Raw genomic sequence first — 13,379 nt, 5'->3', positions numbered from 1 at the left:
CGGCGGCACCGAGGTGGCGTAGGGGTTCTGGGCGGCCGGGACCGGGCTCTGTGGGTACGGCGGGGGAGGTGTGCTCATGGGGATTCCTCGGCGTTCGGGATGGGGTGCAGCCCCGAACGATATGAGCGTGCACCCGACAGGTGTACGGAAAATGCGATGGGGACGGCTTCTGGTGGCCGAATCGTGACCCTTGACATGGGCTCAAGGAGTCGCCGAGGAGGCCTTGTTGGGTCCCAGGCACAGGACATAGCGGGTGGTTCGGTGCTTGCCGGACCTCTTGCTTCCGGTGAACACCGCCGTGGTGCCGGTGACGGAGTCGCACTTGCTGGTCAGGCTGCTGCCGGTGTAGCGGCTGAGCACCTTGTACTGGGCGTTGGCATCGGTGCAGGGCACCACTTTGACGTCGTCACCGGAGGTCTGCTGAACGCAGTCGCCGACCTTCGCATAGTCGGGGTTGCTGTCCTTGGTCACGAAGTACCAGGTGAGACCGCCCGCGACCACCAGGGCGGCGGCGGTCACCTTCAGCCAGAGCAGCGGCGACCGGCGCTGCTGCGGTGCCGGCGGCATGGGAGGCGGAGGGTATCCGCCGGGCTGTGGCGGCCCGTACGGCTGCGGCGGGGGTGGTGGTGGCGTGGGCCCGCCGTAGGGCTGCTGCTGACTCCCGTAGGCCGGCTGCCCGTAGGCCGGTTGTCCGTAGCTCGGCTGCCCGTACCCAGGCTGCCCGTACGCAGGTTGCCCGTAGCCAGGCTGTCCGTAGGGTGCCTGCGGCGGTGCCGGCTGCTGCGGCTGACCGTAGGGCGGCTGGGGCGGCTGAGGAGGACCGTACGGCCCCGGGGGCGGCTGTCCGCCCGGCTGTGCGTAGGGATTGGGCTGCGGCGGCGTGCTCAAGGAGACCTCCGGTAACTGGCGGACCGTCAAGTCCAGCACCGTAGCGGCTCCCCGGTCACCGTGCGGCGGTGCGCTCACCATGCGGCTGCGGGGGCGGAGTGCGCCGTACGGCGCGCGCATGGACGGCGGCCGTCAGCGCGTACAGCACACCGACTGCGACCAGCAGCGGAGCGGAGCGCCCGGAGAGCGGCAGGACCAGCGCGGTGAGTGCGGCGGCCGCCACGAAGGCGACATTGAACAGCACGTCGTAGACGGCGAAGACCCGGCCGCGGTAGTCGTCCTCCACTGAGCTCTGCACGATGGTGTCGGTGCAGATCTTGGCGCCCTGGGTGATCACGCCCAGCAGCAGCGCGGCTCCCATGGTCGGTACCGGCGAGAAGAAGAGTCCGAGCCCGGGGACCAGGACGGCGGCCGCCACCAGGCAGGCCGTCATCCAGCCGGCCACGCCCAGCCGGCGGGTGGCCCACGGGCTGATCACCGCGGCGAGGAAGAAACCCGCACCGGAGAGCGCCACGGCGACGCCGAGGGTGCCCATACCGGCAGCCCCGTCGGAGGCGGAGCCGAAGGTGTGGCGGCTCAGCATCAGCACCATGACGATGAGCGTGCCGTAGCAGAACCGGGTCACCGTCACCGCGGCCAGCGCATGGGCGGCGGGCCGGCAGTCATGGACCAGGTGCCGCACGCCGTCCGCGAGGCCGCGGACGGTGTCCGTGACGGCTGCCGACAGCGAGGAGCGCTCCAGGTGCCGCCCCGGGGCCGGGGTCCCGTCTTCCTGGACGGCCGGCCCCGGAAGTGCAGGACCGAGCAGGTCGGGCCCGGGCAGGTCGGGTCCGGGCAGGTCGGGTCCGAGCAGGTCGGGTCCGAGCAGGTCGGGCGGCATTCGCCGGGCGGCCAGTGAGGCGCTCAGATAGAGCAGGGCGGCCAGGACCACCAGGGCCGTGTCGGCGGGCACGCCGCGCGGCAGCACCAGGTCGACCAGGAAGGCCGCGCCGCCGCCCGCGGTGGCGGCGACCGTGCCCAGGGTGGGGGAGACGGAGTTCGCGGTGACCAGCTGCTCGCCGTCCACCACCCGGGGCAGCGCCGCGGAGAGCCCGGCCAGGATGAACCGGTTGAGCGCGGTCATCAGCAGCGCCGCAGCGAAGAAGAGCCAGTCCGGTACGCGGCCCAGAACCAGGGCCGCGGTGACCAGGCCCAGAACAAAACGCGCCAGATTGCCCAGAAAGAGCACCTGGCGGCGGCGCCAGCGGTCCAGCAGCACGCCGGTGAACGGCCCGACCAGGGAGAACGGCAGCAGCATCACGGCCAGGACCGAGGCGATGTCGGCGGGGGTGGCCTCCCGCTCGGGAGAGAAGATCACATAGGAGGCGAGCGACACCTGGAAGACGCCGTCCGACAGCTGGGAGAGCAGCCGTACCCCGAGCAGCCGTCGGAAGTCCCTCAGCCGCACCAGGGCCGCCAGCTGGGAACGGTGGGAGGAGTCCGGCCGCCCGCCGGGTCCCTCTGCCTGCTGCGGGGTGGGCGCGGAGGCGGGCCCGTCGGTGATCGCCACAGGTCAAGGGTCGCACGCCCCGGTCCGGCCGGGGAACGGACGAGGGCCCTCCCACCGTGCCAGGCACAGGATGGAAGGGCCCTCGTCGGGTGCGCTCAGCGGCCGGTGTGTCCCCGGCCGGGGCGCGGCGCTCAGCGCTCGACGTCTCCGCGGATGAACTTCTCGACGTTCTCACGGGCCTCGTCGTCGAAGTACTGCACCGGCGGCGACTTCATGAAGTACGAGGAAGCGGAGAGGATGGGGCCGCCGATCCCGCGGTCCTTGGCGATCTTCGCGGCACGCAGCGCGTCGATGATCACACCGGCGGAGTTGGGGGAGTCCCAGACCTCGAGCTTGTACTCCAGGTTCAGCGGGACGTCGCCGAAGGCACGGCCCTCGAGGCGGACATACGCCCACTTGCGGTCGTCCAGCCAGGCGACGTAGTCGGACGGGCCGATGTGGACGTTCTTGGCGCCCAGGTCACGGTCCTTGATCTGGGAGGTGACGGCCTGGGTCTTGGAGATCTTCTTGGACTCCAGCCGGTCGCGCTCCAGCATGTTCTTGAAGTCCATGTTGCCGCCGACGTTCAGCTGCATGGTGCGCTCCAGGACCACACCGCGGTCCTCGAAGAGCTTGGCCATCACGCGGTGCGTGATGGTGGCGCCCACCTGCGACTTGATGTCGTCGCCGACGATCGGCACACCGGCCTCGGTGAACTTGTCGGCCCACTCCTTGGTGCCGGCGATGAAGACCGGGAGGGCGTTGACGAAGGCGACCTTGGCGTCGATGGCGCACTGGGCGTAGAACTTCGCCGCGTCCTCGGAACCGACGGGCAGGTAGCAGACCAGCACGTCGACCTGGCGGTCCTTGAGGATCTGGACGACGTCCACCGGCTCCTCGGCCGACTCCTCGATGGTCTCGCGGTAGTACTTGCCGAGCCCGTCCAGGGTGTGGCCGCGCTGCACGGTGACACCGGTCGAGGGGACGTCGCAGATCTTGATGGTGTTGTTCTCGCTGGCGCCGATGGCGTCGGCCAGGTCGAGACCGACCTTCTTGGCGTCCACGTCGAAGGCGGCGACGAACTCGACGTCGCGGACGTGGTACTCGCCGAACTGGACGTGCATCAGGCCGGGGACCTTGCCGGCCGGGTCGGCGTCCTTGTAGTACTCGACGCCCTGCACCAGCGACGCGGCGCAGTTGCCCACGCCCACGATGGCTACGCGAACCGAACCCATTCCGGTTGCTCCCTGTTCTCAAGAGGTCCGTCCTGTGGCGGACCTCGACGTGATTGATTTGCAGTCGCCGGCAGTCCCCCCTGCCGCTCCTGTCCCGGCCGGTGACGGCGGGTACCGCGGTGTCAGCGCTCCGGCCGGTCCGGCGGCGATTCCGGGCTGCCGCGGCCCGACCGGTTGGCGCGCTCGGTCTCGATGAGCTCGTTGAGCCACCGGACCTCCCGCTCCACGGATTCCAGGCCGTGCCGCTGCAGTTCGAGGGTGTAGTCGTCCAGCCGCTCGCGAGTGCGGGCGAGCGAGGTGCGCATCCGCTCCAGACGCTCCTCCAGCCGGCTGCGGCGTCCTTCCAGGACGCGCATCCGGACGGCCTTGTCGGTACGGCTGAAGAACGCGAAGTGGACGCCGAAGTGCTCGTCCTCCCACGCGTCGGGTCCCGAGTCGGAGAGCAGCTCCTCGAAACGCTGCTTGCCGTCCGGGGTCAGCCGGTAGACGATCTTCGATCGCTTGCCGTTGAGCGCGGTGGCGGGCACGTACTGCTCGTCCGGGTTGTCCTCCACCAGGAAGCCCTGGGCGACCAGGTTCTTCAGGCAGGGGTAGAGCGTCCCGTACGAGAAGGCACGGAAGGAGCCCAGCAGGACGTTGAGCCGCTTGCGGAGCTCGTACCCGTGCATGGGTGCGTCGTGCAGCAGGCCGAGGACGGCGAATTCAAGGATCCCTGAGCGCCTGCTCATGTCCGCCTCGCCTCCTTCCGGGACCCATGGTCGGGAGCGATGCATCGAAGCGATATGCCGCTGCGATGTATCGACTCGATATATCGGAACCATAGGACGGAGGGTTCCTCCGGGGCAAGGGGGGGTCGGGTGAAAGTGATCACAAGGTGTGCAAGGGGCCCCGTCACCCCCGTTCGGGCAACGGCCGCGTAATGATCTGCGACTGCTTTGTCTGGTTTGTCAGTTGATGCCCGATTTAGAGGCTGTGCAGCCTGCGTACGCTGTCGCCTGTGCACAGGGGAGTCGGGAACCGATCAGGTATCCGGGACGTCGTTGTTCCCGGTGCATTCCGCCGTGCCGGGCCCGAGCGGCCCCGGACGGCAGGTGATTCGGGGGAGTCCTGCGGGTGCCGTGGCCACCTGCGGGGAGTGGACGTGGACTACCGCCTTCAGGCCCGAGCGCCTGGCCGAGGAGTAGCTGGAGCATGAGCGAACACCGGCGCAAGCCGCCGCAGGGCGGCGGCAACGCCCCTGGACGGCGCGGCGCACAGCCCGCCGGCAATGGCCGCCCCCCGTACACCGGCAGCCCGCAGGCCGGGCACCCGGTCGGCGGGCAACCCCGTGTGCCCCGTCCCGGACCGGGGGGTGTACCCGGTGCACCTGGTGCACCGCGTCGCACCACCGGACGGCCCGGCGGTCCACCGCCGACCGCCCAGCAGCCCCGGATGACCCGGGCCGAGATGCGCAAGGCGGCCAAGCGCGGCAGCGGGGCAGCCGGCGGCCCGGCCGGCCGCGCCGCCGGGCCACCGCCCAAGAAGCGCTTCATCGACTACCCCCGTTGGGGCAAGAGCGGCGTCCGCCACTGGCTGCCCTCCTGGCGGCAGGTGCTCAGCACCTTCCTGATCCTCTTCGCCGGCATGGTGGGCGCCGTGGGCTACGCGTACGCCCACACCGCGGTGCCCAGCCTCAACGCCGCGGTGAAGCAGCAGAACAACATCTACCAGTGGTCCGACGGCTCCCCCATGGCGACCACCGGTGAGACCAACCGGCAGATCGTGCCGCTGGACCACATCAGCAAGGCGATGCAGTACGCGGCGATCTCGGCGGAGAACGCCACCTTCGAGAGCGACCACGGCATCGACCCCAAGGGCATCGCCCGCGCCGTCTTCAACATGGCCAAGGGCGGTGAGACCCAGGGTGGTTCCACCATCACCCAGCAGTACGTGAAGAACGCCTTCCTCAGCCAGGACCAGACGGTCTCCCGAAAGCTGAAGGAGCTCTTCGTCACGCTGAAGGTGGACAAGACCCTCAGCAAGGACCAGATCCTCGAGGGCTATCTCAACACCAGCTGGTTCGGCCGCGGCAGCTACGGCATCCAGGCGGCGTCCAAGGCGTACTACAACACCGACGCCAGCAACCTCGACGCCTGCCATGCGGCGCTGCTGGCCGCACTGCTCAAGGGCGCGGGCTACTACGACCCCTCGATCAGCGCGGACAACCACGCCCGCGCCAAGCAGCGCTGGAGCGACATCCTCGACAACATGGTCCGGTTCAACCACCTGAGCCAGGCCGACCGCAACAAGTGCACCAAGTTCCCCGAGCCGATAAAGGAGCACGCAGCCTCCAACCTCGGCGGCCAGACGGGCTACCTGGTGACGATCGCCAAGCAGTACGTGATCGACCACGGCGGCGTGCGGGAGCAGGACCTCGACCGGGGCGGCTACACCATCAGGACCACCTTCGACAAGAAGAAGGTCGACGCGCTGGCAGCCACCGTGAAGCAGGTCTCCAGCACCAGCTTCGACCCCAAGAAGCGCCCCAAGTTCGACAGCGACGTCCAGATCGGCGGCGCCACCGTGGAGCCGGGCACCGGCAAGCTGCTGGCGATCTACGGCGGCCCCGACTACCTCAAGCACTTCACCAACAACGCCAACTCCACCGGTGTCCCGGTGGGATCGACCTTCAAGCCGATCGTCCTCGCCAGCGCCATGCAGTACGGCGTGCAGACCAAGCTGGACGACCAGGGCCAGCCGACCCGGATCACCCCGGAGAGCCGGTACAACGGCAACGACCTGATCAAGATCCGTCAGCTGGACGGCACCTATGTGCTGAACAAGGACGGCAGCTTCTTCCGGCAGAAGAACGAGAGCACCGCCGCCTGGGGCTACATCCCGCTGCGCAAGGCGATGCTCTACTCGGTCAACAGCCCCTTCGTGCAGCTCGGCGAGGACGTCGGCCTGGACAAGGTCGCGGACATGGCCCAGAAGGTCGGCCTGCTGAAGAGCACCCTGGCCTACCGGAACGCCTCCTTCTCCATCGGTACCTCCACCCCGAGCGCCATCCGGATGGCCAACGCCTACGCCACCTTCGCCGCCAGCGGTGAGGAGGTCGACCCGTACTCGGTGATCAGCGTGACCCACGAGGGCGCCAAGCTGAAGGGGTTCGAGGCGCCCCAGCCCAAGCGGGTGATGGACGCCGCGGTGGCCGACACCGTGACCGACGTGCTCAAGGACGTCATCTGGAAGGACGGCGGCACCGGTAACGCGGCCAAGGCCCTCGGCCGCCCCTCCGCGGGCAAGACCGGTACCACCGACGACAACAAGTCGGCCTGGTTCGTCGGCTACACCCCGCAGCTGTCCACCGCGATCGCCATGTGGCGGGAGAAGCCCGGCAAGTCCGGCCTGGAGTCCATGAACGGCCTCGGCACCGGCAACCCCGCGGACTCGGTGCACGGTGGTTCCTACCCCACCGAGATCTGGACCAAGTACATGTCCGCGGTCCTGAACGGTGTGACCGAGGAGCCGCTGCCGGTGCCGGGTGACCTCGGCGCCCTCCAGGTCGACGAGTCCGGTGCGCCCAGCACCGTCAAGCCGTCCCCGAGCGCCAGCGTCTCCTCCGCGCCCCCGTCGGCCACGCCGACCGTCACCTCGTCGAACGTCCCGCCCAGTGCCACCACCACCCCGGACCCGGCGACCTCGGGCCCCGGAAACGGCACCAACGGCGGCTGGAACGGCGGCGGCGGCCTGTTGAGCGGCGGTGGCAACAACGGCGGCGGGAACGGCGGCAGCACCCCCACTCCCACCGCCAGTGCCACCGCCAGCCCCACCGTCAGCAGCCCCAGCGGCCGTCCGGGCGGCAACAACAACGGCGGGCTGCTGGGCGGGAGCACCGGATCCACCCAGGCGGCGACCACCAACTGACCCATCGGTCCCCCAGGGGTGCCGCAGCCGGCGATCCGGCTGCGGCACCCCTTCGCCGTCCCCGCCCCCGGGCGGCGGCGGCCTCTCACGGTCCCTCCGGGCGCGGTCACCGGAATGTGCGGCAGTATGGCGCCCATGACGTCGAGCGCTCATGACGAATCCGCGGGGACAGAGACCGTCCTGCCCCCTGCCGACACCGTGGTCGTCCCCGCCGACGAGGACCCGGTCGCCGCAGCAGGCAGCGAACTGCTGGGCGGCCCCCCGGGCCGCCGCGCCCTGCTGGGCGTCTCCTGGTGGACCCCGGGCCGGGTGCTGGCGCTCATCGTCGTCGCGGTCTTCGCGCTGGGCATGGTGCAGAAGGCCCCCTGCTACTCCAGCGGCTGGTTCTACGGCGCCACCACGCAGTACACCCACGCCTGCTACAGCGACATCCCGCACCTGTTCTCCGGCCGCGGCTTCGCCCAGGGTCTGCTCCCCTACCGGGACATGATCCCGGCGGGTCCGGACGGCACCCGCGACCCCAACATGCAGTACCTGGAGTACCCGGTGCTCACCGGGCTCTTCATGCAGGTCGCGACCTGGCTGACGCCGCGTACGGGCAATCTGGCCCCCGACCGCGAGCAGTGGTTCTGGCTGGTCAACGCGGGCATGCTGATGATCTGCGCGGTGGTGGCCGTGATCGCGGTGATGCGCACCCACCGCCGCCGCCCCTGGGACGCGCTGCTCTTCGCCCTCGCCCCCGCGCTGGCCCTCAACGCGACGGTCAACTGGGACCTGCTGGCGGTCGCCCTGACCGCGATGGCCATGGCGTACTGGTCGGCCCGGCGGCCGGTGGGCGCCGGTGTCCTGATCGGCCTGGCGACCGCGGCCAAGCTCTATCCGGTGCTGCTGCTGCTACCGCTGCTGGCGCTCTGCCTGCGCGCCGGGCGGATGCGGGACTTCGGCCGGGCTGCGGCGGGCGCGGTCGGGGCCTGGCTGCTGGTCGACGTCCCGGTGATGCTGTGGAACTCCGACGGCTGGTGGACCTTCTACAAGTTCAGCAGGACCCGCAAGGAGGACTTCGGGTCCTTCTGGCTGATCATCCAGGAGCTGCGCGGGCAGTCACTGGGACTCACCTGGCTCAACACCGCCATCGCCCTGCTGATGATCCTCAGCTGCGCGGGCATCGTCTGGCTGGCGCTCTCCGCGCCCCACCGGCCGCGGTTCGCGCAGCTGGCCTTCCTGGTGGTGGCCGCGTTCGTGCTCACCAACAAGGTGTACTCGCCGCAGTACGTGCTCTGGCTGATCCCGCTGGCCGCGCTGGCCAGGCCCCGCTGGCGGGACTTCCTGATCTGGCAGGCCTGCGAGGTGGTGTACTTCCTCGGCGTCTGGATGTACCTCTCGTACATCTCGGACGCCAAGCAGCACGGCCTCTCGGAGCCCTGGTACCGCCTGGTGATCCTGGTGCACATCTTCGGCACCCTCTACCTGTGCGCGCTGGTGGTGCGGGACATCCTGCTTCCCGACCGGGACCCGGTGCGCTGGGACGGCAGCGACGACCCGTCCGGAGGCGTGCTGGACGGTGCGGCGGATCGTTTCGTCCTGGGTGAGGCGCGCTGGCTCAAGGAGCAGGCCAGCTATGCGCCCTATGCGCCGGCCGGCGGCGGCCCCGAGAGCTGGCTCGCCCCCGAGGGGGCGGAGAAACCCGCTCTCTGAGCCCTGGGGGCGGGGCCGGCCGTGGCCGGGACCCGCCCCGGGGCCGGCCGCAGGGCAGGGCTCAGCGGCGGGACATATACATGTCCAGCGCCTTGTGCAGCACCTTGTTGAGCGGGAAGTCCCACTCCCCCAGGTACTCGGCCGCCTGGCCGCCGGTCCCCAGCTTGAACTGGATCAGACCGAAGAGGTGGTCGGTCTCGTCCAGGGTGTCGCTGATGCCGCGCAGGTCGTACACGGTCGCACCCAGGGCGTAGGCGTCACGCATCATCCGCCACTGGACGGCGTTGGAGGGGCGTACCTCCCGCTTGTGGTCGGCGGAGGCGCCGTAGGAGTACCAGACGTGCTCGCCCACGGTGAGCATGGTGGTGGCCGCCAGGGCCTCGCCCTCGTGGTAGGCGAGGTAGAGCCGCATCCGGTTGGGGTCCTCGGCGGTGAGCGCCTGCCACATGCGCTGGAAGTACGCCAGCGGCCTGGGGATGAAGCGGTCGCGCTCCGCGGTGACCACATAGAGGTCATGGAAGACCGGGAGGTCGTCGTAGCCGCCCTGGACGACCTCCACCCCGGACTTCTCCGCGCGCTTGATGTTGCGCCGCCACAGCTGGTTGAAGCCACGCTGGACGTCGTCCAGTGAGCGGTTGGCCAGCGGCACCTGGAAGACGTACCGCGGCTGCACGTCGCCGAAGCCCGCCCCGCCGTCCTCACCCTGCAGCCACCCGCCGCGGCGGAGCCGGTCGGCCACCTCGAAGGCACGCGGCTCGTACCAGCTGGCCTGGACGTCCCGCAGCCGCTTGGCGTGGCCCTCGGCCATCGCCTCCTTGATCACCCCGGCGTCCCAGCGGCGGATCACGACGGGCGGGCCCATCTTGACCGAGAAGGCGCTCCGGGCCTTGAGGTGCGCCAGCATCGGCTGGAGCCACCGCTCCAGATCAGGGTCGAACCAGTCGATGACCGGGCCCTCGGGGAGATAGGCGAGATATTTCTTGATCTTGGGCAGCTGGCGGTACAGCACCAGCCCGGCGCCGACGACCCGGTCGTGCTCGTCGATCCAGCCGATGGACTCCGAGCGCCACTCCGACTTCACGTCGCCCCAGGCGGGGACCTGCATATGACTGGCAGAGGGCAGACCCTTGACGAAGGCGAGGTGCTCGGCACGGCTGATGGTTCTCAGGCGCAGGCTCATGCTCGGGACGCTCCTCTTCGGGCAGCCGCTGTACGGGCCGAGAGCCTAACGCCCGGCCGCCCGCGCGCACCCGCTCCGTCAGCGGGGGAACAGGCCGGTGAGGATATGTGCGGTGGCCGCGGCCGGTTGCGCGGGCCGCCCGGAGTCGCGGCCGGGGGCTACCAGAGGCCGCCGAAGAGGCCGCCGTGGGCCAGACCGATGCCGAAGCCGACCGCGCTCGCGCCAAGGAAGATCACCAGCAGGAAGCGCTCCGCGGTGGTCGCCGAGACGTACTGGCCCCAGGCTCCGGTGATGATGCCGGCGAGACCGCTCCAGGACGTCAGCAGATGCAGGTTGTGGAAGAAGGAGGTGATGAAGGCCAGCAGGCCGAGCACCACGGTCAGTGCGGTGAGGGCGTTCTCCACCGGGTGGGGCCGGCCGTCGGTGTTGAGGGTGAACGCCATGGGGCGGCGTACGGCGTGTGCCATGGGATCTGCCTCCTTCGAGGAGGGAAGCGACGCACACCGTCCAGTGGCGCCGTCCGGTCACGCACTCTCGGGCAGCGTGGCACAGGCTGCGGTGTCACGCATCCGATGCGTACCAGATTGGGGCGATCGCCCCGAGGATTACAAGACCTCGTTCGGGTGCGGGTAGTCTGTTAGGTCTGCACCGGTGCATCCACAGGGTGGCCCGACTGTCAGTGGTCCCCACTACGGTTGGTTCTGTCCTTGCAACCGGCGCCGACGCAACAACCCTCCTGCCACGGAGAGACCGTGGCCGCTGAGTCCAAAGGAGGTGGGTTCCACATGCGTCACTACGAGGTGATGGTCATCCTCGACCCCTCGGTCGAGGAGCGCGCTGTCTCCCCCCTGATCGAGAACTTCCTCAATGTCGTCCGCACCGGCGGCGGCAATGTGGAGAAGGTCGACACCTGGGGCCGTCGTCGCCTGTCGTACGAGATCAACAAGCAGTCCGAGGGCATCTACTCGGTCATCGACCTCAAGGCTGAGCCTGCGGTCGTCAAGGAGCTCGACCGCCAGCTCAACCTGAGCGAGTCGGTTCTCCGGACCAAGGTGCTGCGCCCGGACACCCACTGAGCCTGCCGGTCAGCCCTTAGGGGCGCCGACTGTCTCACGCCGCATGTTTCACGTGAAACATGCGGTGAGCATCGCAGGACTCCCTCTCCACGAGCGGGAGCACTGGGAACGGAACGTCTCCTCCCGAGAGGTCAACCACCACCATGGCAGGCGAGACCGTCATCACCCTCGTCGGCAATCTCGTCGACGACCCCGAGCTGCGCTTCACCCCGTCGGGTGCGGCGGTCGCGAAGTTCCGCATCGCGTCCACCCCCCGCACCTTCGACCGCCAGACCAACGAGTGGAAGGACGGCGAGAGCCTCTTCCTCACGTGCAACGTCTGGCGTCAGCCGGCGGAGAACGTCGCCGAGTCGCTGCAGCGCGGCATGCGCGTGATCGTGCAGGGCCGTCTGCGTCAGCGGTCGTACGAGACCCGCGAGGGCGAGAAGCGGACCGTCTTCGAGGTCGAGGTCGACGAGGTCGGACCGAGCCTGCGCTCGGCCACCGCCAAGGTCACCCGGGCCAACCGGTCCGGCGGCCAGGGCGGCGGATTCGGCGGCGGCGGTCAGCAGGGCGGCGGCGGCTGGGGTGGCAACTCCGGCGGCGGCCAGCCTTCCGGCGGCCCGTCCGACGACCCCTGGGCGTCCAGCGCCCCGGCGGGCGGCGGACAGCAGGGCGGCGGTGGCGGCTGGGGTGCCCCGGCCGGTGGCGGCTACTCGGAAGAGCCTCCGTTCTAAGGAGCTCCCCGCTCGGAGATCCTGCGCCAAGCGGACGAGATTTCGTGCGACCCGGGTGGCTGTGGCCGCCCGGATCGTGAACACCGATGGAGTACATGATGGCGAAGCCGCCTGCGCGCAAGCCCAAGAAGAAGGTTTGCGTGTTCTGCAAGGACAAGATCAACTACGTGGACTACAAGGACACGAACCTGCTGCGGAAGTTCATCTCCGACCGCGGCAAGATCCGTGCCCGCCGGGTCACCGGCAACTGCACCCAGCACCAGCGCGACGTCGCCACCGCTGTCAAGAACAGCCGTGAGATGGCGCTGCTGCCCTACACCTCGACTGCTCGCTGAGAGAGGGTGACCGAAGCATGAAGATCATCCTCACCAATGAGGTTCCCGGCCTCGGTGTCGCCGGCGACATCGTCGAGGTCAAGGACGGCTACGCCCGCAACTACCTGGTCCCGCGCGGCTTTGCCATCCGCTGGACCAAGGGCGGCCAGAAGGACGTCGACGCCATCCGTCGCGCCCGCAAGGTCCGTGCCATCCAGTCGCTGGAGCACGCCAACGAGGTCAAGGGCCAGCTCGAGGGCCTGCAGGTCAAGCTGGCCGTCCGTTCGGGCGACTCCGGGCGCCTGTTCGGCTCGGTGACCCAGGCCGACGTCGTCGAGGCCGTCAAGGCCGCCGGCGGCCCGGCCGTCGACAAGCGCACCGTCACGATCGCCTCGCCGATCAAGACCGTGGGCTCGCACCGGGTCAGCGTCAAGCTGCACACCGACGTCGAGGCCAAGCTCGAGGTCGCGGTCGTCGCCGCCTGACCTTCAGGCGACGCGTACACCACGCGGTACCGAGGGCCGGGACTCCCCCAGGGGAGTCCCGGCCCTCGGGCGTTTCCGGACCCGACCGGTTCCGGTTCCACCCTTGGCTACTCATCTGCGTGGACCCGGATGAGTAGCGGACTGAGTAACCGCCCCCATCCCCGCCCGGGCCCCGGCGGACGACCATGGTGGTGCTCGAACCAGCGGGTGCGCGCACGCGTACCCAGGGCCGGACCGGCTCCCCGTCCTGCAACGCCCCACTGCTACCAGCGGAGGTCGCGATGACCGCCCCCCATCGGGCAGCCCGCCGGCGCCCGTCCGGCCCCGGGCCCGACCCGGACGCCGGCGGCGACCCC

12 protein-coding genes are annotated in these 13,379 nt (G+C 69.7%); 6 read left to right on the top strand and 6 right to left on the bottom strand.

The features are described 5' to 3' along the window. Positions 1-201: 201 nt before the first annotated feature. From AOK09_RS40450 to AOK09_RS27940, 4 genes are all read right to left on the bottom strand, one after another. Positions 202-567, bottom strand: coding sequence for an LppU/SCO3897 family protein (locus tag AOK09_RS40450; protein ID WP_055590022.1), 366 nt, complete (start codon positions 565-567; stop codon positions 202-204). 376 nt (positions 568-943) lie between these two features. Then, positions 944-2,347 carry an MFS transporter gene (locus AOK09_RS27950; RefSeq protein WP_055590026.1) on the bottom strand — a complete coding sequence of 468 codons (1,404 nt, stop codon included), beginning with the start codon at positions 2,345-2,347 and terminating at the stop codon, positions 944-946. A gap of 221 nt (positions 2,348-2,568) precedes the next feature. Further along, positions 2,569-3,651: an inositol-3-phosphate synthase gene (locus AOK09_RS27945; RefSeq protein WP_055590021.1), complete on the bottom strand. Its 1,083-nt coding sequence runs from the start codon at positions 3,649-3,651 to the stop codon at positions 2,569-2,571. Positions 3,652-3,773: 122 nt separating this feature from the next. Further along, entirely contained in the window at positions 3,774-4,379 is a 606-nt protein-coding gene (locus AOK09_RS27940; protein ID WP_055590020.1) for a PadR family transcriptional regulator, read from the bottom strand. A gap of 703 nt (positions 4,380-5,082) precedes the next feature. Here AOK09_RS27940 and AOK09_RS27935 point away from each other — a divergent pair. Both AOK09_RS27935 and AOK09_RS27930 read left to right on the top strand, forming a co-directional pair. Continuing rightward, positions 5,083-7,557: a transglycosylase domain-containing protein gene (locus AOK09_RS27935; RefSeq protein ID WP_245687509.1), complete on the top strand. Its 2,475-nt coding sequence runs from the start codon at positions 5,083-5,085 to the stop codon at positions 7,555-7,557. A gap of 135 nt (positions 7,558-7,692) precedes the next feature. Beyond that, positions 7,693-9,252, top strand: a complete 1,560-nt coding sequence (locus AOK09_RS27930; protein ID WP_055590024.1) for a glycosyltransferase family 87 protein — start codon at positions 7,693-7,695, stop codon at positions 9,250-9,252. 61 nt (positions 9,253-9,313) lie between these two features. On the opposite strand, the gene AOK09_RS27925 is transcribed toward AOK09_RS27930, so the two are convergent. Together AOK09_RS27925 and AOK09_RS27920 are read right to left on the bottom strand one after the other, a co-directional pair. After that, entirely contained in the window at positions 9,314-10,432 is a 1,119-nt protein-coding gene (locus AOK09_RS27925) for a lipid II:glycine glycyltransferase FemX (RefSeq protein ID WP_055590019.1), read from the bottom strand. 158 nt (positions 10,433-10,590) lie between these two features. After that, positions 10,591-10,899 carry a hypothetical protein gene (locus AOK09_RS27920; protein WP_055590018.1) on the bottom strand — a complete coding sequence of 103 codons (309 nt, stop codon included), beginning with the start codon at positions 10,897-10,899 and terminating at the stop codon, positions 10,591-10,593. A 318-nt stretch (positions 10,900-11,217) separates the two neighbouring features. On the opposite strand from AOK09_RS27920, the gene rpsF reads away from it, so the two are divergent. The 4 genes from rpsF to rplI all read left to right on the top strand — a co-directional run bounded on the left by rpsF (position 11,218) and on the right by rplI (position 13,023). Beyond that, positions 11,218-11,508 carry a 30S ribosomal protein S6 gene (gene rpsF / locus AOK09_RS27915; protein ID WP_055590017.1) on the top strand — a complete coding sequence of 97 codons (291 nt, stop codon included), beginning with the start codon at positions 11,218-11,220 and terminating at the stop codon, positions 11,506-11,508. Between the two features lie 143 nt (positions 11,509-11,651). Further along, positions 11,652-12,224 (top strand): single-stranded DNA-binding protein, encoded by a 573-nt coding sequence (locus AOK09_RS27910; RefSeq protein ID WP_055590016.1) that lies wholly within the window; start codon positions 11,652-11,654, stop codon positions 12,222-12,224. A gap of 98 nt (positions 12,225-12,322) precedes the next feature. Then, the gene (gene rpsR, locus AOK09_RS27905) at positions 12,323-12,559 is read left to right on the top strand and encodes a 30S ribosomal protein S18 (protein WP_055590023.1); all 237 of its coding nucleotides are present in this window, start codon (positions 12,323-12,325) and stop codon (positions 12,557-12,559) included. Between the two features lie 17 nt (positions 12,560-12,576). Further along, entirely contained in the window at positions 12,577-13,023 is a 447-nt protein-coding gene (rplI, locus tag AOK09_RS27900) for a 50S ribosomal protein L9 (protein WP_055590015.1), read from the top strand. Positions 13,024-13,379: the final 356 nt, after the last annotated feature.

The sequence above is a fragment of the Peterkaempfera griseoplana genome, from assembly GCF_001418575.1.
Classification (GTDB): Bacteria; Actinomycetota; Actinomycetes; order Streptomycetales; family Streptomycetaceae; genus Peterkaempfera; species Peterkaempfera griseoplana.
Note: the sequence above shows the minus strand (reverse complement) of the source record. Positions and strands in the feature narration are given on the sequence as shown.